Source organism: Burkholderiales bacterium, assembly GCA_035518095.1.
Lineage (GTDB): Bacteria > Pseudomonadota > Gammaproteobacteria > Burkholderiales > JAHFRG01 > JAHFRG01.
Map to the genome: position 1 here is coordinate 1 of DATIXX010000044.1, position 23,016 is coordinate 23,016.

The following is a 23,016-nucleotide window of genomic DNA, read 5'->3' on the forward strand; positions in this document are numbered from 1 at the left end:
ATAAAGGAAGCATTCAATGAATTAAGCTGATAATCATAGGAGGGGTTTGCGCCACGACTTGGAAAACAGAGTTATCATATGCTGCGGTCGCCGCCTTTCTTGTTCGCAAGCGGCAATCCAGCATGGCGACATGTCGCTCAACGCGGCCGGGGTAAGAAAACACGGGTACAAACCTCATTTTTGTCTATTAGTGAGTCTTCTATTTCTAGTTAAAAAGGGGAACTTTATGTCGCACCAACGCAAGTTTGCATTGCTTCTCGCTTCGTCATTGATTGGCTTCTCCTTGAGTTACGTTGCGCCGGCCCAAGACGAAACTAAAGAAAGTCCGCCGGTATTGAAGCGGAAGCCTTGCGAAGAGCTGAAGGCAGAAATTGATGCGAAGCTCCAGGCGAAAGGCGTTACCGCCTACACTTTGGAAATCGTTCCGAACGAAGATGTGGGGGACCAGAAAGTGGTTGGCAGCTGTGACGGCGGAACGAAAAAAATTACCTACAAGAGAAACTAAGGCATTTCCAGTACACATAGCGGAGCTTCCAATATTTGTCGATACGGGTGTACAACGGGCTCTTATTACAATAGTTGGAACTCATTGTCAGCAGCGCGCTTTAATCGACGCCGGCGAGGCGTTTAAAAACGGTGGCAACCGAATTGCAAATGGTAACAGCTTCCCGTTTTAATCACGCCTATGCTGTGCCGCGCGCACCATGAACCTTATCATTCAAGGCAGCGAGACCGCGAACCGTGATCTCAGGCAATTGGCAAAACTTGCCGGCGCTTCGCGCATCGAACGAATCACCGGCGAGGCATTCCGCCTGTGCGAAGCGCGCGCGCGCGATGGTGTCGCGGAATACTGCCAGAATGCGAAGCTCGATTTCGCCTTTGTACCTGCAAACCGCAAGCTTGCCGATTTCGGATTGCTGGCAATGGATATGGATTCCACGTTGATTAGCATCGAATGTATTGACGAGCTTGCCGATATTCAAGGCATCAAAGACGAGGTCTCGCAAATCACCGCGAGCTCGGTACGCGGCGAAATCGAGTTTGCCGAAAGCGTGCGCCGTCGCGTGGCCCTTCTCGCCGGTCTCGCGGAATCCGCATTGCAGAAAGTTTATGACCAGCGGCTGCAGCTTTCGCCCGGCGCGGAGCGGATGCTGGCCGCGTTGAAAGCGGCCGGCGTCAAAACATTTTTAATTACCAGCGGTTTTACTTATTTTGCCGAACAACTGAAAAAGCGCTTGCACCTCGATTTTATTTATTCAAACGAACTGGAAATTGTTAATGGCAAATTGAGCGGCAAGCTGACCGGGAAAATCGTCGACGCCGACGCCAAGGCGGCTAAAGTCGAAGAAATGCGCAAGCGGCTCGGATTTAAAAAGGACCAGGTCATCGCCATGGGCGACGGCGCCAACGATTTAAAAATGATGGCGCAGGCCGGAATCAGCATCGCCTATCACGCCCAGCCCATCGTCCGCAGGCAAACGACTTACGCCATCAACCATGTCGGCCTGGACGGAATAATTAATTTATTCGCCTAACTGCGCGCTAGCGAACTTCCTCGATTGTGTTGGCTCCGTTTGATCTGTATTAATAATTCGGAGCAACCTGAACAGTAAACTCCAGTGTGAATGGAAGATTCCGAAGGACTGCGTATGAAGTACGGCCGCTTCACAAGGATACTGCATACCCTCATTGCCTTTGGGATTTCGCTCGAGCTTTTGTTAAGTCTCGTGATGAAAGCGCCGAAGCTTGGACGCGTGCTCACACCTCTGCAATCGTTCGGTTACGAGGCACACAAAATGGTCGGTATGGCCGTTTTCGCCGTGCTTTTCCTGCATTGGATTGTCTTGGTGTCCGGCCATGCGTACAAAGGCATCGGGCACTTCTTTCCGTGGTTTTCCAATGCGCGCATGCATACAGTGTTGAGCGATATTCGCGAACTCCTCAAACTTAAGGTGGGAGACCCTGAGCAAGAGGACAGCTTTTCGGGCGCGATTGAAGGTCTCGGCTTCATTGTGGGAAGCATCCTCGCTGCAAGCGGAATAGTGCTTTTCTTCGGGATTGCCGAGCACGGCGATATGAGCGCGGTCACTCATGCGATCAAGGAATTCCATGAGTTCTGGGGTCCCGTCATGTGGGGCTATCTGGGGATCCACGCTGGCGCAGCGATGGTACACGTTGGGCTGGGACATCGTTCGATCCTATCTACCTTCACATGGTGATCAATCGTTAAAATTTGACCAGCCAACACCCGCAAGTGCGGACGCAACAGGATGGAGGTTGCCGCTGAGACAGGCTGATAGCTCTGAACGGCAGCGCACGGCCGTTTTGCGACCGGCCGTCAAGGCGGCCTCCTTCCTGGCCAAACCGCTACACATTGGTCTGCTTAGCAATCTCCACTGCGTCATCGACCTCGATGCCAAGATACAGCACGGTGCTTTTGAGTTTCGTGTGTCCGAGGAGAAGTTAAACGGCTCGAAGATTTTTGGTCCGTGTGCCGAAAATTATTTTTGCCGCTACTGCCATCATGTTCACCACCGCAGGTAAATTACCCCCGAGGCTGTGTGACCTTTCCCTTGATCACCAGCAACAGCGGAATGGCGGCAAGTTGTGCTCCAATCGAGAACACAACCAGCGAAAGCAGGGAAAAATCGTAAAGCATTCCCATTACCATGCTACCCAGGAACCAGGATAGCCCGAAACCCGCATTAAAAACGCCGTAGGCAGTGCCGCGCCTGCGCGCTTCCACCATGCCGGCAATCACGGCACGCAAAATGGATTCCTGCGCTCCCATGCCGATGCCCCAAAGCACAACCCCCGCCAATGCCAGATAGAAATTTCCGTAGAAAACAAGCGGGGCAAAGAAAGCAGAAACAAGGGCTCCAATAATCAAGACGGCAATGCCCTTCCTGTCAAACCAAAACCCGCACACTACCGCCGCAAGCCCATCGAAGCCCATCGCGAGCGCATAAAATATCGGGATCCACTTATCGGGTACGCTGCCCGCTTTTTCAAAATGGTAAGCAACGAGTGAAAAATCCGCATAGCCTGCGGCGACGCAGGCTGCCGCCGCGAGATAAATCCAGAATAGGCCGCTGAAACCTTTGGTTGCTAAACTGGAACTGAGGGGCTCGAGGTCGCGCGGCCGCGGATAGAGCAGGCACGCAGCGGCCAAGGTGCTCAGCGCCAGGACCGCCGGAACCAGCAAAACTGCGAAGCTGAACGGGTAACTTCCTTTGAAAATTAGCACCGCCGCGACAATCAACGGGCCGACTGTGGCGCCGATTTGATCGAGCGCTTCATGCAATCCAAACGCCCAGCCCGCGCCTATGCCGCTGGCGGCATGAGAAAGCATGGCATCACGGGCCGGCGTTCGAACCCCTTTGCCCACGCGCTCCATGACCATCAGCAGTCCGGCCGTTTCCCAGCGTCCCGCAACAGCAAGCAATGGCACGGCGAGCAAGTTTACCGCATAACCCACGATGGTCAACGTCCAGTATCGCTTCGTCTTATCGGCAAGAAATCCGGACGCCAAGCGCAGTGCATAACCGGCAAATTCGCCGAATCCTGCAATAATCCCAACCGCTGTGCCAGTTGCGCCAAGAACGGCCAGATACGGTCCCGTAATACTGCGTGCCCCTTCGTAAGTCATATCGGCAAACAGGCTGACCACGCCTATCAGCACGACAAACTTGAGGGCACTGCTTCCCGTTTTCTGTTTTTGCGCTGGCGTAGAGATATCGTGCATCAATGTTCCAGCATTTGGCCTAGTGTTTCCCTATCCGCGTGCAGGCGAGAACATCGCATCAGAATCCGCAATACCTGTCTATCGCCCGGCGCCAAGCTGTTTGTTCCGTGCCTTTGGTTTCGGGGCGCGCGCTCCAGCTTTCCTTGCGCAATGTTTCTTCAAGTTCCCAACCAAGGCGCGCCAGTTTTGCGCCTTCGACGCTGGCAATTACGCGCGCAACCGAGATTGCATTGGCTTGGGCAAGCGCGCGCGAGAAATGCCTCATACAAAGCCCATAGCCGTTTTCAAACCCGAGCCGGTAGCGGCGCTCCTCCAGCAGGCGGAAAAGAAGATCCAATACGCGGTCCGCTGCAACCTCCGAGCGCGTGCACGCCGGACACGGCATAGGCCGAACAACGATCTCACGGCTGTCACGTAATCGTTCGAACGGCTCATAGATTCTGCGACGCAGCCGCGCCAGTAGAGACCTGCTCTTCGCCGGAGCAGCTCCAATCAGTCTTAGCATTCCGTTCGATATTTGGCGTCGAGAAGCATTGAGAACATTGCGAATCGTACGGATAGCAAGGATCGGACTGCCAAAATAGATGATAGTCCACACGTGCTCGGGACATGTGGGTAATACGCCCCCGATATCGGCGTCAGTTTGAACTGCGGACTCAAGCCAGGCAAACCACTCCTGCCAGGCGCGGTGTTCTTCGAGGCAGATTGCACAAATATCGGTACGCCTTAGGTTCTTTGTGAATTCCCCGACCGGGTCGCGCGCAGTATCCCCGTTGGAGATTCCAGCGTCTGGGCCCGCCATTATCAGGGGATCCAGAAAATGCCCTATCGCAAGATGGCATGGCGCCCGAACATCGCGAGAGATTTCCGTGATCTGATTTTGCCTAGCTTCGATTTCTTCAGCACGGTTCTCATCCAGCGAACCAAGGGCGGCGACGATTGCACGCTCGTGATTGCTTAATAAATGCCGTAGGACGGGCGCCGCAAGTTCGCCGGAGATCGACTGCAAATGAGGGAAGCAAAGCCGTCCCGGTTGCCCATAACATGCGATGTTGTCCTGATTTTCCAGAAATCTCTGTAGAAAGAATGCGCCTCGGTCAGCGACGCCTTGCAGCGTCCTGCAGGCCGGACATGTCGCGGAGAACGCGAGTTCCGACTGCAGCCGCTTAGAACTGATAGCCCCGTATTTCGCCAGCGTGCTGCGAAGCTCGCTCGTCACCCGCGAAAAAACGTAACTGAGTTGGTACGAATTGGCTTGAGACTTTTCCAAAAGCCTGCCATGTTTCAAGCAAAAGCCGCGCGCGGCTGCAATTTCCTTTAGGATCCCCGGATCGCCATAACTTTCCTGCAGGAACCAGAAAAAATAATCGATGGTACTGCTGGCAATTTCAAAACAAATAGGGCAACCGTCCCGGGCAAGCAGGTGGCGCAAGTGCGCCGCTTGCAAGTCATGACGGGAGGTTTTGCTTTTCATCCGCGTTCGGAACCGAATCGCCTGGGCCTTATCTCGGGTCCCTGGAAGGTCGATGGTTATTGCCGGGGCTGGAACGCAAGCGCGGACCTTGCGGCGTTCCTGACCACTGCGGCAGGATGCCCCTTTACTAATGTCTGCAAAGCCTTTTGTCGCGACTCGCCTTGTTGCATTTTGCGCAAACGGGTCACAACCTCAAGTCCTTCAATGACGTCGATGGGATGTCGCAAGGCGCAATCCGCCAGTCGCCGAGCAAATTCAGCATCACCACGCATCCCCATCGCAATGATTACGCGCATGCGTACGTCGGCCAGCGGGTGTTCGAGTGCGCCGATGAGCTTTTCGGTGTATTCGCGAGCACTCATTGCGGCGACGGGCGCTTTGCACGCGGAGCAAATTTCCTGTTCTATAGACATCATGCGAAAACATTTCGGACAGAAGTATTGCTGCATCACCACATTCTTGAACTCGCAGATTGCATCCAATACGGCTTAGTTCGTTCGCCCAAATAATCAATACGACTGCTTGGCCGGGATCACTCCGCGCACGCCTCCCCGCGGATTGGCCACATCCCCGTGGTAGCGGGGAATGAGATGAATGTGTACGTGCATGACGGTCTGCCCTGCAACCTCTCCAACATTGACGCCGATGTTGTAACCTCCCGGTGATCTATCTTTATCCAGCGTTTTTTTAGCTCTGTCTAACAGTGACAAAAGCGCCCGCTTCTCCGCCGCGGTGGAGTCGAAATAATTTGCAAAGTGGCGGAACGGGACGACCAATAGATGTCCGGGGTTCACCGGATACTTATCATAGCGGGCGTAGGCAAGCTCGTTCTCCAGGAAAATATCGCTCCTCGCGCAAAACGGGCAATCGTCTCTCATCTGGTGCGCCTCCCTGTTAGCGTAGCCCGATTATCTGGGTGCTGAGCCCGGTCACGATCAGCAAAATGAGAATTTGCATGTTGATTGCAGGCACCTGTGCCTGGGGTAAGGCGGGATTCCATTTCCGCGAGCAAATCCAGTAATTGTGAGACCAAATCGTTCAAATCCCGCTTCGCGGAATCAGACAGTTCACCGAAGCCACGCATGTTGCGTGGTTGCAGCTCCTCGATTGCAATTTTTGCAGCTCGGAGCGCGCATTGAGCCGCCCATACTGCGCTTACTTCTGCCGGAGGCACATTTATTTGGTAGGCATTGAGCATGGCGAGCATTTCGGCGCGCGCTTGGGCGACATAATCGGCGATTAATTTTTGCTGCTTCGGGGTCGCATCGGGTATGTGCCTTGAAAAGGCGAAAGCGGTTTTCCACTTTCCAGAACGCGCCGTGTTTCCGATAGCAGCTCGTCGACATAAAGGAACGTCGCACGTAAATAGGACTTGTGGTTTTCGTTGAAGCCTGCCATTTGCTGCCTCTCACCAAGCTCGCGGATCTTGGAATTCTGTCAATATTCCATCAAGGACATTGCCGGTCCTGAATGCCTTGACCTAAGCGAGAGGCGTGCAATAAAAAAGCCCCTCCCTCCCGGGTAGGGGCCATCAGCCTATTCAGGCGTTTGTGGCGGGCTCCATCGCCTTTAAATCAATTATAACCGTCACCGGCAGTTTGGCAAATCAGTTCCTCGCGGCCCTGACGGTTCGAATAGCAATCCTATAGAGCTTGAATTTGAAGTCATCACCGGCTAAAGTAACAAATAAGAGGGAGATGGCATTCTCCTGATAACCGTCGCTGGCGGCTAATAATGCCTACACGTTCTCGGGGACGAGGCGAAGCGTAGGCGTTTGGCGCAGGATCTTTTTATACCCTCCGGTTTTCCTTCGCATTCCGAGGCCGTCTTATACAAGCCCGGTGCGGAGGGGAACTTATGCCGGCAGGTTCAGAATCACTCATCAACCCATATTGCGGTGTCAATAGCCTTTCCGCCTGGCTACCGGTCCTGAGGCTTGAGCGACCAAGCAAACCGTTTAGGTCGCCGTTGTTCATGTTATGTCAGATGCAGCGGAACGGCCTGTTTCGGGGAGTGCTTTTCCCGTGTTGATTCGCCAATCGTTCCATACACAGGGTGGGAGCGACATTGACCGATATATGCGCACGCACCCGAACAGCGGGGCGTGTCCGGTCTGCGCGGCAATTGTTCAAGTTGACGAAGAATGTTTTTCACATCTATTTTCCGAACTAGACCATGTGGCATCATCTTCCGAAGCGGTGATTGATGCGCTGGGCTTTTGTTCCCGACACGGAAGCCTTTTGGCGGAACAGTCTGACAAGGCGCAAGGCATTGCGCGGGTGTTTTCCCGCGCGAGCCAACATCTTTCGGAGTGGTTGAAGAACGAGCGCATTGCCGAGGAGAAGCTACAGCCGATGTTTCTCACCGCGCCCAAAACGTGCCCGGCTTGCAAATTCCGCGAGCACGCCACAGCTACCCATCTTACAAAGATCGCAAAACTGTGGACTGAGCCATCGGTTCTGGATGGAAAGCAAAATCGCGCCATCGTGTGCTTACCGCATCTGCGGAAGCTTGCGATTACCCTCGAGCCTTCCGTTATTGACCGCGTGCTGGCTATTCATTTTGACGAAATAACGTTCGCACTTCGCACCTTGGACGAGATAGGGGGCTTGGAACAAGCTGCTACAGTCGGCAGCGATGCCGGCGTCACGGCAGCAGTGGAGTCAGTAGCTGGAACCGTTGCGGGTTTGCCGAAATACGAGTTGGTTTCAAAAGGGGATGAAGGCAGCGACTTGGCGGCAGCTTTACAGTCTAATAGTATGTCGACGGAAAGTCTGGAGAACCCGAATATATGCCCTGTATGTCTGGAGGTGCATCGCGCTGTGGAGAAATGGATAAACTCGTTGGAAACCGCTGTTGAATTTGGCCAGGATCTTTGGATGGTGTTTCCCACCTGTCCCGAACACGTGTGGACCTGTCTTCGGCGGGGCAGCCGGAGAGTTGCACTTGCGGCGACCCGCCAAGTTGCTGACGTTATGCTGCGGCACCTGCGTCGCGGAGCAGAGGCACTTGCCCCGAATTCCGATGCCAGCACTGAGCAACAAACCGCGCCTTCGGCCCCTGCGCGCAAATCGGCGCGTGGCATTCCCCGCTGCCAAGCGTGCGAGCGCATGAATCTTGCAGAGGACAAGGCAACGGACCAACTTCTCCGGCTGATGCAAGAGCAGCGTTTCAGGCATTCCCTTGAACGCGGCCATGGATTATGCATCAAGCACTTTGCGTATGCGTATGTCTTCGCACCGAAGAATAAGATCCGATCCGCGCTTCTGGAAATCCATACGCAAAAACTGGAGTCGTTACGGAAGGATCTGGACGCGGCACTTGGCAGCCGGTCACCTGATTATTTTCAAATTGATAGTTCTGGAAAAAATCTGTCTTGGAAGTGCGCCGTATACCGATTTTCCGGATTTATCTGAATCAGCTCGTCCGACGACACTCGGTGTAAGTTGCTTTTGGCACTGCGAGCTGGCTTGCCCAGCAAGTTATGAACGATGCTTTGAGTCAATCAAAACTGAACTTCAAAAAAGCTCTGCGATAATGAGGGACAGCACCAGGGTATACCCACAAAGGGCGAAAACGGCGACCTAATCTAAATCGTGAGAGCGGTTGAGGTCGAATTACCGAGGTACCGCGGTCATGACCTCAAGGACGCGACCAGCCTCAACGGATTTTGCAGCAAGTCCAACGCACCGAAGATATCCCTGCACACCAAGTGAGCCCCAACTATCGCGTCCACCGCTGTTCCCTCCTCTCCCAGCACTGCGATGCCCAACGCCGCGGTCGTCAGCATTCTGCGATCATTTCTTCCGTTGCCAATTGCAACGGTTTGATCCGCGCCCAGGTTGCGAACATATTTTACCTTTGCGGTATCTTGGTGCTCGCGCGAAAGGATAATCAGGCGGCAGGCAATACCTTTGACCTGATCCGCGCTTTTTTTGAAGGTGTCCCCGGTCAATACGTGAATTTGAAGCCGCTTTGCCAGACTTTCCAGGCGAGACCTGATTCCGGTGCGCAGGTCTCCATCGCGCGCAAGGGTACCATTGTAATCCAGAATGAGATGTTCCAGTTACAGCGTTCTGAATCCGGGAATTTCGATTTTGATTATTTTACGGTTCCGAGAAACTAAGAACTAATTGCGACGCGCATAACTACATGACAGTATCAGCGACAAATTCGGCCTTTTGCCAGAACGAGCACACGAGCGGGCATCTGCGCCGCGTCGAATTCGGTTGCCGGGCAGCGTCACCGACTTCGCCACAAACATTCCATTACTCCAGCTCATTCGCGCCAGCGTAGAGTCGTTCCCGCATCATATCCGAGGAGTCCGACGGCGCGGTATGGGGAATCGCACCGAATATTTGCCGGTACAGGTCTTCGCCATAACTAGTCGGCAACGGTTCGCCTTCGATTAGTCTAAAAGTTCGCCGCCCGTCGCTCTGCCTTTCGGCCCGAAGAAAAAGGGCGGTGTCCATCTTTTGTAGGTAAAACCCCCGCGCCAGGTCAAAGAAATGAGTAACGAAGAAGACCTTAATTCCTGTTTCCAGCAGCGCGCCAATGATTTGCCGCGCGACCTCTGAGCCTTCTCTTTCATTCGTTGCCGCGAACGATTCGTTGCACAGCAAGATGCAGCCGGGGGCCATTCTATCCGCGATCTCGCTCATCCGGCAGAGCTCTTCGTCGAATTTTCCGCTCTTCATGGCGGCATCTTCTTCCCTCTTGAAGTGTGTGAAAAGCCCCCGGCACAATTCGGCACTGAAAGACTCGGCCGCAACGAACATGCCGCATTGCATCATCAGTTGGGCCAAGCCTACGCTTCGCAAGAACGTCGACTTCCCGCCTTGGTTGGCGCCGGTGATCATCACGAGCAATTTATTATCTGCGTTCAGATCATTGCCGATCACCCTGCCTTGCTGAATCAAGCTCAGACAGACATCGTATAGTCCATGGAAGGAAAGCGCGCGCGCGCCCGAAACTAAGGGCACAGGAAAGCACGTTGGCGCACGATTTTGGGTAAGCTGGCCGTGCAAATTCACGCAACCAATATAAAACGCCAGTTCCGCGCGCAGCATCACGAAGAAACTCAGAATGTGATCCGCGGACTGGGCGAGCGCATTCGCCACCAGATTAATACCGCGCCCCCGCAGCTCCGACAGGACCTGGGCGCCGGCCTGGTCGCGATCGGCGATGCGAAAGGTGTACGCGGGCGGTCTTCGAGCGAAGATCCGCCGGATCCAGCCCGGATTCTCACCCCGGGATTTGCGTAAAACGTAGTTGGTACCTTCGTTGCCGTTTCCCAGTTCAACGCTTACCAAGACGCCTCCGCGAAACTTCATTTCATTGAGATGATCTTCAATAATGGCAAAATATTCGTCCGTCAATTCCGCCTTGAGCATGGCGAAAAAAGCCGCAAAGCCTTCTGACTCAAAATTATCGGAATATTCATCAGCGCTGAGCTTCAGCTTTTTGAGCATGCCCATGAACGTCTGCAATTGACCGACCGAGCCATGCAGAATACCGCCTGGATAGCGGCTGACGAAACCCAAATAATGCTTCTTCGTGCTTTCAATCGACTCGACGGCGATATTGTAGATGCCTCTGACCACGGATTCATTCTTCAGGCAATCCCTGAGGACATTCTGGCGGAAACAAATAGTTCCCAACTCATCCGACAGACCCGACAGTACGGCTTGCTTCGCCACCTGCAACAGGAATTTGTCATCCGCGGCCATGGCGCTGAACAAGGTGCTCAATTCCAGATCCTGAGTCAGCGCCTGTTCGTTCAACGGTGGCATCTGCTGCAGATCAAAGTCACGGTCGCGATACATAAGGTGTGCTTTCACGATTTCAGCCGCTCCTTCAGGCGCTCGTAGGTAAGGCGGTACTTTTCGGCAATCGCCAAGGCATAGGAAAGTCCGTCTGCCGGTCTTCTTTCAATCTTGTACGTTCGCAGCGTCGGATCTTCGGGCGCGATCGCGGCGACGACGCTAACGGTCTGCTCATTCAAAGAAGAGAGCTCATCCAGAAAGGTCACGCAAATGCACAGGGCGTCAAGCTGCGCTACACGTTCTACGATCCTCCTGCTCAAGTGCACGGCGTCCTGCAGGGCCATGGACGAGAAAATTTCATTCATGATGATGATGCTGTCCGATGTAGCATGGTCAAAAACGCGATGAATTCTGATCAGGTCATCCTGCAGCTTCCCGCGAAGGGTCGTGGCGCTCTCCTCCCGCTCAAAGTGCGTAAATAAGTGGTCAAAGAGAAAGAGGCGGGCTTCTGAGCCCGGGACGGGACAACCCAGGCTCGCCAGATAATGCAACTGGCCGAATGTGCGGGCGAATGTCGTCTTTCCGCCCTGGTTCGGACCGGTGACGACAAAGATCCGCTCTCGGCCGGTTAAGAAGAAATCGTTGCTGACGACCGGCAGATTTTCGCGGACCAGGTTGCGCGCCAGCGCCAGATCGTAGCCCTCGCGGCTGCTGACGTTCTTGCACTTGTCTGAAACTTGCGGATAGCAGAACTTGAGTCCGGCGCGTTTGAATGTTTCTGCGTATTCCAGACAGGCAATGTAAAACTGTATTTCCCGGTCGAAATCGACGATTGTTTTCTCCAGATAACTTTTGTTCCTCGTACTGTAACCATCGAGTGCGAGAAATACATCTGGATTCAACTGCGCCACCAGATCCAGCACTTGGGCTTCGACGTGGCTCATGCCAGAGGATTCTGGATACTTCACCCTGTAGTCCCTCACCGCGCCTTGCTTGAATTTCGCGAAGGTTTCTTCCACGACCGCGCTGTAATCGGTTTCGGAAACGTAATTACGCACCGTAATGCTGCTGTCCTTGATAAGCAGACAGTATCTGATGGCGGACAGCCGTGACGTCAATTGTTTCGCTTCCGTTAAAAGCGTTTTGAAGCGGCCGCATCCGGCGTACTGGGCCAGATGCCTTCGGAAGGTTAGCAGACCGCGCGATTTTAGATCAGCCAGGTACAGGTCATATGCGAGATGTTCAACAGCATCACAATAAATATGCACCGCGTTCAGGAACCATCGTTCTTTGTTATATTTGTAGTAGAGCTTTTCCGCGCCAGACAAATGCTCACGCATTACACGCATCTGTTCTGAAAATTCCTTGATGCTCCGGAACACAACCTCGTTTTCAAGGTCGCGCATGATTTCGTGGCGATACTCGATCGCAGCGAGATCGGTCAGGCGGGTGTGAAAGAGCGGTTTGAGATGATATTCCTCCCGGCCGGCCGTGATGGCATCCACGATCTGATCGAGATTCAAATCACGAAAGAAGTCCGGCGCTTCGAGCGTTTCCCTTATTTTGCCGTAGTCCGGTCCTTCGAACAGGATGCTATTGAAGCTCCCAGGATACGAGACTTGGTGATCGGCTGCGGAAGCTTGGTCGGATGTGCCGGTCGTCATTTCGATCGCCCTTAATTCGTATCAACAGAAAACCCGGAATCGGCTGTACTTCGAAAACTCATCGTCAGAAGACCATGTCGTTTATCGTCGTTTCGCTCATTTCCGACGGTTCAAATTTCTTTAAGCTGCTCAAATCGATCTGAATCGTCGCCGCGCGACTTGCGGACAGATCCGGACCAGGTATTTCGGCGCCCGGCAACTGCGCCCTAATCAGGTCGCTTTTTGCGACAAAATGGTGCCGCATGCTATCGAGCATTTCCCAACGCCAGCCGTCGAGTTTTTTACCGAATTCGATCAGTGCGGAAGAGAGCTGCGCCGCCGTGGCGCGCTTGCGTAATTGTCTGCGGATACTGTAGGCGAAAATGCGCGCACTGGGAAATCCCAGCAGCGGTCTGCGCACGATGATTCGGGGAATGAACGCAGCACCGTTCATCGCGGGCATCGCGATAGGTCTGGGTAGATCCTCGTCTAATATTGGCGCCACGCCGGCAGCTTTGCTGGCCGATGCCAAGGCATTGCATAGCGATGCCCGCAGCTGCATCAGGTCCCTTGCAACGGTAGTCGCCTCCAAGTTTGCCCTGCTGTGCAATGAAGCCAGTACGAGTGCTGTAATGTCGCTCGAGGGCTCGTCAGTTTGCTTACACAGTACACCCGCGTTATGCGCGGCCTCGACGAGAATTTCCCCTACTGTGTCGCCCAGTTCTTTGAAATTATCCGGTCTGTGCCCGCGGGCTACGTCGAGCTGCGCATACGCTTCGGACAAGACCCGGTTTGCCTCTTGCCGACGCTGCGGCCAATCGTCGGAGGCCGTCTGCAAGGCTGTTGATAACCGTCTATCAAGCGCGGCTATTATCGCGTCTCGCAACATCCAGAGTTTCTGGCGTATGGAGAGTCTGGCGAGCTTGCCGTGATCGCGCAGACCTGGGAATAGCACCTCATTCATCCATTGGTCGCATAGCGCGATGTCACCATTTTTCACGCTAACGAGATGAACAGGGATTTCCAACCCCAATCTGGTCTCCAGTTCGCACTGCACGTAGCTCTGCGCTTTCCACCGATCTTCGGCGGAGAGTAGATCGGCTTTGCTGAGCAGCACCATCACACTGGCGCCGGAACGGTAAAGCGCGTTGGTCAACCGGACGTCTTCCGGAGTCAGCAACGAAGCTGCGTCCACCAGCACGATGGCAAGATCGCAGCGCGGCAGAAAGGCGAGAGATTCATTTGCGCCCGCGGCCGCAAACGATCCCAGGCCCGGGGTATCACTGAAGGTAACGCCTTCCTTGAGCATCGAAACGGGAAGCTCTACGTTGATGCGGGTCACGTGCCGCATATTGGATGGGTTGTATTGCTCCGCTGCGAACTCGGACAGGCGGCCCAGATCGAAGCTCTCCGGTGCGGCATCCACGAACCAGGCTCTGCCCCAGCGTTTGGGACCGAAGACGATGCGCAAAGGGATGGCGGTTACCGGAGTGATCCCGATCGGCAGAACATCGGTCTTCAGTATATGGTTAAGCAGCGAGGATTTGCCGGAGTTGACCCGCCCGAAAACCGCGACTTCCAGCGTGTGGGATTCCATTCGTTCCACTAGCATTTCCAGAGTCGCGCGAAATTCCACCAGACCGTGCGCAGTGATGATCCGCTCCAGTTCTGCGAGCAGCCGGGCCTCGTCCGTCGCGGCCTCAAGCCGCTGCAGACGGGCACGTAGCTCGCCGGCACCGCCTTGGGAAAGGTAGGATTCCATCTGGTCGAGCAGCTCTATCAGTTGCGATACCATGCGATTCAGCGCCTTGCGGCCTTCCTCGGAAAGCTCGCCGTAGCCGTGCATGTATTGCGGCTCGAGTTCTTCGATCGCAATTTCCGCTGCGCGTAGCGCCACCCGCGCCGCCCAGACTGCGTCAACAGTCGGTTGCGGAAGCGCGACTCGCTGCTCTTCCAGCAGTGAACGCATGAGAGTGCGCGCCCGCGCCGTGTAATCGGTGATCACTTTTTGCTGGACCGGGGTGGCGTTCGCAATGTATTTTGAAAGGGGCGATTGATTTTGCACGGCGTCCAGAATACGCGCGATGTCGGACAGCAGCTCGTCAACGTAGGTCAACGTCGTGAGCACGCGTGACTGTTGATTTTTATTGAGCGCGGCCATTTTCGCATTTTGTCTTGTTCGTCATGGCAACGAGCTGCAGCAAATCTTTCTTAGCGAACGCCGTCATCGCAGCGTTTCGTAGCGCCCGCGTCGGATGTCGTTGATACGGGTTACGCAATCGCGTATCCGCGGCGGTCCATCCGAGAGCGCGTGCGAGTTCTGGCGATCTCCATTCCTTGCACGCGTTCTGTGGGTTGACGTGCGCACACGTGACGGGCGCGGCGGTTGCCGCCGTATCACAACGCAAAGCCAGAGCAATTATTGACCGCGCGCATGCCGGCAGAAGCTGACGCAGGGCTTGAACGCGTTTTTCGTGGTAATTAGGCCAGCTGATTGCGAATACGTCTTTTCCGCGTAGGGCGTTTATCGTCGCGTCCGCCAGCGGGCCTGATAAACAGCGCATACAGAGGATTGCGTGCCCGGTTTCCATTGGTTTTGTCCGTACTGTCATTTCGAAAGTAATTTACTCAAGCTACATTTAATTACGCTTGACCCGGTGGGGAGATGTTTCCCAATGTTGCCAACAGTCGGTCCACGGTGTTGTCTAACGTTTGCGCGTCCGCGAGCAGGGTCATACGTCTTTCCGTCGATTTAGCCTCACCGGTCTGCGCCATATTTGCCCCTTTACTCACGGCCACCTCGATACCCTCGATTGTCGCCTCGAGTCTGTTCAGAATTTTGTTTTTGAAGTTAAGGGCGCTCTTGTCAAGCCGCTCGGCAAAGTCGTATCGTATCCGGCCGGACTGCATGTCTATGCTGTCGCGAGCGTATTCCTGCGCTTTGTGCAAAATCAGTCGGTCTGCGATTGCTTTGGGTAAAGCGAAGACCAGTGATGAGGCTAGAATTTGAAGACTTGTCGGTTCACTCCAGAACTTGTAATAAAAATCCTTTTCGACGCCCGGTATCGAATCGGCTGGGGTTGAATCGTACGCAATCGCGAAAAGTTCCGACGCGTAACGGAACAGCTCGTCAACCATATCATTGATTTTTCTAGTAAATCTGGCGCAGAGCCCATCGAATGCCACTGCGACTTTCTCATCCTCGCCGGCGCGCCATTGGTCATAAGCGTTTTTGATGCACGTGGTTGCATGTTGCTCCAGCGTTTCATAGAGCTGGCGGAGAGGAAGCTCTCGATTTCGTGCGAAATGCTGTTCAATGCTGGACGCGACCTGCTCGGAAAGACCGGCCTTGAACGCGTTCAAGTCTTCCTCAACGGTATGCTTCAGCAGCTTCTTAACCTCACTGCTGAAAAGGATGTCGCACTCGTCCTTAGCATTCAGTATTTCCAGCTTCTTGTTCTCAAGAAGATCGATCTTTTTTCTAAGTTCGTGCAAGGGGGATACGAGGGATTTCAATTCCAGTTCGTGCGTCAAGCGGAGTTGGGAAATCATGCGCAAAAGATTGCGTATGATCGACTCCATTATCAATTTGCCTTTTTCATCCATGAGAAACGCGCCAAGCGCCCGGGAGAAAGTTGGAAAAAGGCTGTCCCGGATCATTTTCTCATTACCTTCGCATTGTCCCTCCAACGCCAAGCGGGCCGAGACCGGAAACAGATTCACGGCGCCGCCCATGGCGTCCGTAAGCACTTTTTTCACGAATGCGATCGACTCATTTAAATCGCCCGGGGCCAGCAAGTCTGCCTTGTTGAGTAGAAAAAAAATCTTTCCGGCATATTCGCTGACCTGCTTTAAGAAGTCATATTCGGCCTGACTCACCGGCTGATCGACAGATAGCAGCATGAGCACGGCGTCGGCTTTTGGCAGAAACCGGTACGCCAAATCGGTATTGTGCTGGTAGACCGAGCCAATGCCGGGGGTATCTATGATCCGGATTCCCGGCTTAAGCCATTCAGATGGGTAGCAGACCAACACCTCACGGATGCCCTTGGTGTTGTTCGGGTTGCCTTTTTCCGTAACATAATCCGCGAGGTTTTCCGACGTAATATCCCGGTATGCGCCGTTGTGTAACGTGGCCCGGATCGATAATGTCGCGCCATAACACAGGATGGTGACGACAGAAGTTAGAGGAACAACGCCGACCGGTAGCAGACGCGTGCCGATGAGGGCATTGATGATGCTGCTTTTTCCCCGTTTGAATTGTCCCGCCGCGACAAGGTTGAAGGTTTGAGAGGCGAGTTTGCCTTTCAATTCCAGGCAAGTTTCGACGGGCACATCCTGCAAGTTCATAAGCCCCTCGATGCACGCTTCCAGCTCGTTTAGGGGAGAAGAAGCGGCTTCTGGAGCAAGCTCAATAGTATTGGGCGCGAGGTTCACGATCAGTTTAATTCGGTTTTGCGCTCGGGATAGGCACAAAAAAAGCCCCTACCTATCAGGTAGGAGCCATCAGCCTAATTCTGGCGGTTCAGGCGAGCTCCATCGCCCTTTAAGTATTATAGCACTAACCTGTGCAACGCATGCCGCAAGCCGCTTTAGTCTGCCGCTGCCGAAGTCGCGTTCCTGTCCTTAGGACCCTAGTTCGGTCTTTATTCGCTTGCCGCGCGGACGACAAACTTTTGCTTTGCAATTTCACGCGAAGGAGTATTGATTGTGAACTTTTCTCGATTTTGATAACCTAGAACCCTACGGAGATGGCAATCCTCCTGCAAGAATAACCGCCCAACCGGCTGATGATGCCTATACACACCGAGATTCGCGGTGAGGTACGGGCGCAGGCCATCTGCAACACAAGCCCCAGCGGCGCACCTCGGTTTGCCTATTCACGGTAATTTCGGCCTCGGTAACTACGTGGACGCCCGATGCCCATTTTCGAATACACGCAACACAATGGTGATGCCGGATGAATCTTAGGGAATATGAACGAGCGAAATTTGAACTTGCGCAAATACTGCGTTCGCTGGCAGCCCGATGCAAAAACCTGCCGGAAAAAAGACAGGATCGACTTCGGGAACTTTTTGTCCGGCTTGCGGAAGACCGCTTCAACCTCGTCGTAGTCGGCCGTTTTAGTCGAGGAAAGACTTCTCTGATGAATGCCATACTCGGCACGGATCGTTTGCCCACCGGAATTGTGCCCTTGACGTCGGTCATCACCACAGTCGCATATGGCAGCAAGGAACAGGCGGTTATCATCTATGAAGGTGGACGTCTTCCCTGCGAGGTGCCGTTGGACGCCTTGCCGGAATACATTACGCAACAACACAACCCAGGAAACGTCCGGAAAGTAAGGACGGCCGAGGTGAAATTGCCTGCCGAGATTCTTCGGCGCGGCTTCTTTTTCGTCGACACGCCCGGCCTCGGGTCTCCTATTACGGAAAACACGCGAACTACGGAAAACTTCTTGCCTGAAGCCGATGCATTTGTACTTGTTACAAGCTATGAATCCCCGCTATCCGAGGAAGAACTTCGCGTTCTTCGTGCGGCGTCGTCCTCCGGACGCCATGTCTTCGTCGTGCTTAACAAGCAGGACCTCGTCTCATCGGAGGAACGCAAAGATGTTTTGCGTTATTTGAACGAGCAGTTGAGCGAATTGCCGGGTAAGAATGCACTTCAAATCTTCTCGGTATCCGCACGCGACGGCCTTGAGGCGAAGCGCTCCCAAGATGCCCATCGTTTGGCCGCAAGCGGCATTCCAAAGCTCGAGACTGAACTGATTCGCTTCTTGCTGGCGGAGAAAAGCACGGAATTTTTGCTGCGCCTGTGCGACCGCGTGGCCGATCGAGCGCACGAGTTATCTCCAGGCGCAGATGCAGCCCGGTTGACAGAGCAGTTGAGCTCATTATCGAAGCAGATCTCTTCGGGGCACTCGACATCCAGTCTGCGCGGCGATGTCCCGGTGACAGGTTCTAATGCGTCTGGCTCCCTGCCGCAGCTTCGCCCCTGCGAGGTGTGCAAACATATCCTCGATGCCACATTCAATTTCCTTTGCCGCTATCAATACAGTATAAGCACGAGCCACGAGGAGCAACAACGCCATGCCGAATGCGGCGGCCTATGCGGCCTTCACACGTGGCAATATGCATCGCTGGCCGGTACACAAGCCATCTGTACGGGTTATCCCGCGCTTCTCGACCGATGGTCGGTCTGGTTTCGCGGTACCGCGACGTCCATGGCTCCAGTTAACTCTCTCGCCTCGAACATATGGGGTCTTCTGCCCACTGAACAAACTTGTGTTCTATGCCGCGTGCGTGCCAAAGTGGAAACGGAAGCGATTTCATTGATCGTCGACCAATTCGACAAAGACCATGAGAATGCCCTGAATTCGCTTTCTGCCATTTGCCTTCCACATCTTGGGCTCTTGATCGCATCGATCGACGACGCAAGTACGATACAACAACTGATGATCCGCGAGGCAATTATTCTAGACCGGCTATCCGAGGACATGCGGCGCTATGCGACGAAGCAGGATGCGATAAGGCAGATCCTGACCAGCGACGAGGAAAGGAACGCCGGTCAAACGGCTATTACCGTATTGGCCGGGCTTCGCAATATAAATATGTCGGGATAACTTCATCTGGAAGTACCGGTTAGTTTCGTAGCATTCTTTCGATCATATTTATGGACCTCGCATTTCCGCGTTCCATGACTTGCAAAAGATGTGGGCGCCTGTGCCGGGTCAACCGCACAGATACCTATGAGATGCCGGAGGGAATGGCCGGCATAGCTTGGGCAAAATGCAGAAAATGCCGCCAGACGTTCGTGCATTTCGTTGGTGAGAAAAAACCGGTCGTAGTCTTGATGGAAAGATGGCTGGGGCTTCACTAATGTCCGCGATACCTATTTCGGCCCTCCATCTGGCGCGTCCCGCGTGCGTCGCTGCGCGAACAAGCGCCATGCCGGTGCCTGCATCAATTCCGTGTAGAATTCTGGGTGGCGGCCCGCGCGCTGGGCGTGGGCTTTCTCTCGACTGTGTCGCATTTGCACGCAACCCTTCGCTATCGCGCTCAGCATGTAGAATAGTCAAAGTCCGTTTCCTCTCCGCGCGGCAAATTGATCCAATACGGGGCCTGCCGTGACGAAAATCATTCTTACTCGCCACGGGCGGACCGAATGGGACTCGCACCCGCCGCGCTTCCGCGGCCGCGCCGATTTGGCGTTGAGTAAAGCAGGCCTTGAGCAAGCCCGCAAAACCGGTGCGCGCATCGGTTCAAGCTGGACCCCATCGGCTGTCTATAGCAGCCCGATGAAACGCTGCGTGATCACCGGACAAATCATAGCGGCGCCATTCCGAGTGGAAGTACAGCCGATTGACGGCCTCAACGACATCGATTACGGCGAGTGGCAAGGAATTACGGTGGATGAGGCAAAAACACGTTGGCCAAATGAATTTTTCATTTGGTCGCGCAGCCCGCACCTCGCCCGGTTCCCGCGCGGAGAATCGCTGGAGGAGGTCATGACGCGTGCGTCGAGCGCTGTGCGCGACGTCCTGCGTCGACATGTTAATGAGACGATCGTGCTCGTTGGACACAACAGCGTCAACCGGGTCATCCTGCTGCATGCCTTGGGTCTCTCTCTGTCCCACTATCGATGCCTAGCGCAGGATATGTGCGCAATCAGCGAGCTTAATTTCTCCGATGGCAGGTTTGCTATCAAGACGATCAACGAGAGCTATCACCTGAACTCTGTGTAGCCATTAACAAGCTCTACAGTCGAACTTGGGGGCATATTCAGCGATTTACCTGTTTCCGAAGACGGCTGTCTTGCCCAATTCTCGTTCGATCTCGAGCAGCCGATTGTATTTGGCGATTCGTTCTCCGCGGCAGACCGAGCCGGTCTTGATCTGTCCCCCGCCCATCGCTACCGCGAAATCCGCTATGAAACTGTCTTCCGTTTCCCCAGAGCGGTGCGATATCACGAAGTTCCATCCGGCACCGCGGCAAAGCCGGATCGCTGCCACTGTTTCAGTGATCGTGCCGACTTGGTTCAACTTGATAAGTGCGGCGTTACAGGTTTTTTCCTTGATGGCGCGCGCGATGAAGCGGGTATTTGTGACCAGATTATCGTCCCCCACGATTTGAATCTTGTCGCCCAGGCGCGCGGTATGCGCCTGGAACCCGTCCCAATCGTTCTCCGCCAGGCCGTCCTCGATGGAAATGATCGGATATTTGCCTATCCAGTCCTGGTATAGCGCTGTCATTTCATCGCTGCTCATGTTGCCTAAGCCACTACGGACGAGTTTGTACCTGCCGTCTTCATAAAAGGAACTTGCCGCCGGGTCAAGGGCAATAGCAATGTCGGACCCGGGTTTGTAACCTGCATTTCCAATTGCCTCGACTATGAGCTTGCAAGCTTCCTCGTTGTTCTTGAGTTGCGGCGCAAACCCGCCTTCATCGCCAACGCTCGTGGCATAACCCAGTTTCTTGAGGATGACTTTGAGGGCCTGGAAAGTTTCCACCGCATAACGTAATGCTTCCGAAAACGTCGGCGCACCGATTGGCACAATCATAAATTCCTGGAAGTCGAGACTGCTGTCGGCGTGTTTGCCACCATTCAGGACATTGACCATGGGAACCGGCAGATGTATGGCCCCGCCTCCGCCGAGGTATGCGTAGAGCGGTAGTCGTTCCGACTGAGCAGAGGCGCGCGCCACCGCTTGTGATACACCCAGTATTGCGTTGGCGCCCAGTCTCGATTTGTTCGGCGTGCCGTCCAATTCGATGATAAGACCATCGATTTCCGCCTGACAGCGCGGGTCTTTGCCGATTAACGCTGGGGCGATGACGTCGTTTACGTTGCCTACGGCCATCAGCACTCCTTTCCCGCCGTATCTTCCCGAGTCGCCATCCCTTAGCTCAACTGCTTCGTTTTCGCCTGTCGACGCACCTGAAGGTATCGAGGTTTGAGCGGTGACGCCATTCTCCAAACTCATGGTCACGCGTACTGTTGGATTGCCGCGGGAATCCAGAACTTCCATTGCGTATACTGAACGAATGCGGGTCTTCATATTGTTCCTTTCATGAGACTGCTGTACTATCTTTTTATGGAGTAACTGTGGTGGAGAAATAATGAATTTCTGTAGCCATTGCGGAGCAAAGGTGGTTTTTCGCCCATCGAAGGGCTATGAACTGTCTCGTTACGCATGCGATAGTTGCCATAGGATTTATTATCAGAGCCCCAGATTGGTGGCCGGATGCATCGCCGAATGGTCGGATAAAATTCTGCTGTGCCGGCGCGCGGTCGAACCCGCTTTCGATATGTGGACATTGCCGGCCGGATTCATCGAAGCAGAAGAAACCGCGGAGAAAGGGGCCAGACGCGAGATTCTCGAAGAAGCGGGCTCCAAGGTTGAGCTGGGACGTCTTTTCGCCGTATTCAACGTTCCTGCCTTCCACCAGCTGCACGTCAGATTCCTGGCGCGATTGATTGCTCTCGATTTCAAGGCCGGACCGGAAACCGCCGAAGTTCGGCTGTTCGGCGAATACGAGATCCCATGGGAAAAGCTTGCATTCACGACAACCCGGGAAACCTTGAAATATTATTTTGCAGACCGCAAGAACGGTTCTTTCGGCTTTCATTTTTCCGACGTCGTGTCGTTTTTGCCCTGAGAAGAGTGACCTCGGCATGGGGATGTGATTGAGTGGCAGCATGGTTTTGACGCAATAATTTCGCGGTAAGTCAATATCACGAGGGCGTGATTAATACGATTGTTTGGCTGGAATTACACCGCGCACTCCGCCGCGCGGATTAGGCACATCTCCTCTGTAGCGTGGAATCAAATGAACATGCAAGTGCCAAATAGTTTGACCCGCGCATTCCCCGTCGTTCACGCCAATATTATATCCATCGGGCCGAGGCAGGCGGTCAAGCAGGTGCTTCGCCTCGTCGAGCAATGACGACAGCGCCGACCGCTCTTCAGGCGTCGCTTCGAAGAAGCTTGCGACGCGACGGAATGGAACGAGCAGCAAATGCCCGGGAGTAACCGGGTGTTTGTCGTAGCGAGCGGACGCGAGGTCGTTTTGCGGCACGATGCCGGTGCGCGCGAAAAATGGGCAATCGGTAAGCTCCATCTTTTAGAATACACCCAAGATAATCAAGACTGCCGCCAGGGTAAGCAGCACGTACGCGGCGTAGGCATTGATGCGCCCGTGATGCATCGCCGCCAGATCGCGGGACCATCCCATGGCCTTTTTCTTCGCCGGCTGCACCACAAAACGATCCACGATATGCACGGTCAGGCGTTCGCGGCGGATGGCCATGCGGAAATGCTCCGCCACCGTCTCGCTCGTGTCCTCCACAGTCGTGGGACGGAAAATCGCATCGAAGATCACGCGC

Annotated in this window: 20 protein-coding genes, 1 pseudogene and 4 riboswitches; of the genes and pseudogenes, 9 read left to right on the forward strand and 12 right to left on the reverse strand. The window is 54.3% G+C overall.

Translation table 11 applies throughout. From position 1 onward, the window contains the following. Nucleotides 1–226 precede the first annotated feature (226 nt). From VLV32_08245 to VLV32_08255, 3 genes are all read left to right on the forward strand, one after another. The gene (locus VLV32_08245) at nt 227–505 is read left to right on the forward strand and encodes a DUF1161 domain-containing protein (protein HUL41878.1); all 279 of its coding nucleotides are present in this window, start codon (nt 227–229) and stop codon (nt 503–505) included. A gap of 199 nt (nt 506–704) precedes the next feature. Further along, nucleotides 705–1,535 (forward strand): phosphoserine phosphatase SerB, encoded by an 831-nt coding sequence (gene serB, locus VLV32_08250; GenBank protein ID HUL41879.1) that lies wholly within the window; start codon nt 705–707, stop codon nt 1,533–1,535. Nucleotides 1,536–1,625: 90 nt separating this feature from the next. Next, a complete protein-coding gene (locus VLV32_08255; protein HUL41880.1) occupies nt 1,626–2,219 on the forward strand; it encodes a cytochrome b/b6 domain-containing protein in 594 nt (197 codons plus the stop codon). 326 nt (nt 2,220–2,545) lie between these two features. Here VLV32_08255 and VLV32_08260 read toward each other — a convergent pair whose 3' ends face one another. The 4 genes from VLV32_08260 to VLV32_08275 all read right to left on the reverse strand — a co-directional run bounded on the left by VLV32_08260 (nt 2,546) and on the right by VLV32_08275 (nt 6,097). Next, nucleotides 2,546–3,745, reverse strand: a complete 1,200-nt coding sequence (locus tag VLV32_08260) for an MFS transporter (protein HUL41881.1) — start codon at nt 3,743–3,745, stop codon at nt 2,546–2,548. 58 nt (nt 3,746–3,803) lie between these two features. Then, nucleotides 3,804–5,219 (reverse strand): hypothetical protein, encoded by a 1,416-nt coding sequence (locus tag VLV32_08265; GenBank protein HUL41882.1) that lies wholly within the window; start codon nt 5,217–5,219, stop codon nt 3,804–3,806. A gap of 56 nt (nt 5,220–5,275) precedes the next feature. Beyond that, nucleotides 5,276–5,581, reverse strand: coding sequence for a hypothetical protein (locus VLV32_08270; protein HUL41883.1), 306 nt, complete (start codon nt 5,579–5,581; stop codon nt 5,276–5,278). 147 nt (nt 5,582–5,728) lie between these two features. Next, a complete protein-coding gene (locus VLV32_08275) occupies nt 5,729–6,097 on the reverse strand; it encodes an HIT family protein (protein HUL41884.1) in 369 nt (122 codons plus the stop codon). Between the two features lie 637 nt (nt 6,098–6,734). Continuing rightward, nucleotides 6,735–6,796, reverse strand: a riboswitch (Fluoride riboswitch). Between the two features lie 107 nt (nt 6,797–6,903). Next, a riboswitch (Fluoride riboswitch) is annotated at nt 6,904–6,967 on the forward strand. Nucleotides 6,968–7,297: 330 nt separating this feature from the next. Between VLV32_08275 and VLV32_08280 the strand changes: the two genes are divergently transcribed. Then, nucleotides 7,298–8,635 (forward strand): DUF6062 family protein, encoded by a 1,338-nt coding sequence (locus VLV32_08280; protein ID HUL41885.1) that lies wholly within the window; start codon nt 7,298–7,300, stop codon nt 8,633–8,635. Nucleotides 8,636–8,853: 218 nt separating this feature from the next. On the opposite strand, the gene VLV32_08285 is transcribed toward VLV32_08280, so the two are convergent. After that, complete coding sequence (locus VLV32_08285; GenBank protein HUL41886.1) at nt 8,854–9,009, reverse strand: hypothetical protein; 156 nt, start codon at nt 9,007–9,009, stop codon at nt 8,854–8,856. Between the two features lie 81 nt (nt 9,010–9,090). Between VLV32_08285 and VLV32_08290 the strand changes: the two genes are divergently transcribed. Beyond that, complete coding sequence (locus VLV32_08290) at nt 9,091–9,345, forward strand: hypothetical protein (protein HUL41887.1); 255 nt, start codon at nt 9,091–9,093, stop codon at nt 9,343–9,345. 142 nt (nt 9,346–9,487) lie between these two features. On the opposite strand, the gene VLV32_08295 is transcribed toward VLV32_08290, so the two are convergent. The 4 genes from VLV32_08295 to VLV32_08310 all read right to left on the reverse strand — a co-directional run bounded on the left by VLV32_08295 (nt 9,488) and on the right by VLV32_08310 (nt 17,103). Beyond that, nucleotides 9,488–11,059, reverse strand: coding sequence for a DNA mismatch repair protein MutS (locus tag VLV32_08295; GenBank protein ID HUL41888.1), 1,572 nt, complete (start codon nt 11,057–11,059; stop codon nt 9,488–9,490). Next, nucleotides 11,056–12,648 (reverse strand): DNA mismatch repair protein MutS, encoded by a 1,593-nt coding sequence (locus tag VLV32_08300; GenBank protein ID HUL41889.1) that lies wholly within the window; start codon nt 12,646–12,648, stop codon nt 11,056–11,058. The genes VLV32_08295 and VLV32_08300 overlap by 4 nt, the downstream gene beginning before the upstream one ends. A 64-nt stretch (nt 12,649–12,712) precedes the next feature. Next, nucleotides 12,713–14,788 carry a dynamin family protein gene (locus VLV32_08305; protein HUL41890.1) on the reverse strand — a complete coding sequence of 692 codons (2,076 nt, stop codon included), beginning with the start codon at nt 14,786–14,788 and terminating at the stop codon, nt 12,713–12,715. A 482-nt stretch (nt 14,789–15,270) separates the two neighbouring features. Beyond that, nucleotides 15,271–17,103, reverse strand: coding sequence for a dynamin family protein (locus tag VLV32_08310; protein HUL41891.1), 1,833 nt, complete (start codon nt 17,101–17,103; stop codon nt 15,271–15,273). Between the two features lie 14 nt (nt 17,104–17,117). After that, a riboswitch (Fluoride riboswitch) is annotated at nt 17,118–17,180 on the reverse strand. 185 nt (nt 17,181–17,365) lie between these two features. Further along, a riboswitch (Fluoride riboswitch) is annotated at nt 17,366–17,434 on the forward strand. A 153-nt stretch (nt 17,435–17,587) separates the two neighbouring features. Here VLV32_08310 and VLV32_08315 point away from each other — a divergent pair. Both VLV32_08315 and VLV32_08320 read left to right on the forward strand, forming a co-directional pair. Further along, a complete protein-coding gene (locus VLV32_08315) occupies nt 17,588–19,252 on the forward strand; it encodes a dynamin family protein (protein ID HUL41892.1) in 1,665 nt (554 codons plus the stop codon). A 504-nt stretch (nt 19,253–19,756) separates the two neighbouring features. After that, the gene (locus VLV32_08320; protein ID HUL41893.1) at nt 19,757–20,374 is read left to right on the forward strand and encodes a histidine phosphatase family protein; all 618 of its coding nucleotides are present in this window, start codon (nt 19,757–19,759) and stop codon (nt 20,372–20,374) included. Between the two features lie 45 nt (nt 20,375–20,419). On the opposite strand, the gene eno is transcribed toward VLV32_08320, so the two are convergent. After that, nucleotides 20,420–21,688, reverse strand: coding sequence for a phosphopyruvate hydratase (gene eno / locus VLV32_08325; GenBank protein ID HUL41894.1), 1,269 nt, complete (start codon nt 21,686–21,688; stop codon nt 20,420–20,422). A gap of 61 nt (nt 21,689–21,749) precedes the next feature. Here eno and VLV32_08330 point away from each other — a divergent pair. Both VLV32_08330 and VLV32_08335 read left to right on the forward strand, forming a co-directional pair. Further along, nucleotides 21,750–21,842, forward strand: a pseudogene (locus VLV32_08330) (zinc ribbon domain-containing protein). A gap of 24 nt (nt 21,843–21,866) precedes the next feature. Next, the gene (locus VLV32_08335) at nt 21,867–22,289 is read left to right on the forward strand and encodes an NUDIX domain-containing protein (GenBank protein ID HUL41895.1); all 423 of its coding nucleotides are present in this window, start codon (nt 21,867–21,869) and stop codon (nt 22,287–22,289) included. Between the two features lie 90 nt (nt 22,290–22,379). On the opposite strand, the gene VLV32_08340 is transcribed toward VLV32_08335, so the two are convergent. Together VLV32_08340 and VLV32_08345 are read right to left on the reverse strand one after the other, a co-directional pair. Then, nucleotides 22,380–22,751: an HIT family protein gene (locus VLV32_08340; GenBank protein HUL41896.1), complete on the reverse strand. Its 372-nt coding sequence runs from the start codon at nt 22,749–22,751 to the stop codon at nt 22,380–22,382. 3 nt (nt 22,752–22,754) lie between these two features. Next, the coding region (locus VLV32_08345; GenBank protein HUL41897.1) for a hypothetical protein at nt 22,755–23,016 on the reverse strand (262 nt) is incomplete at its 5' end.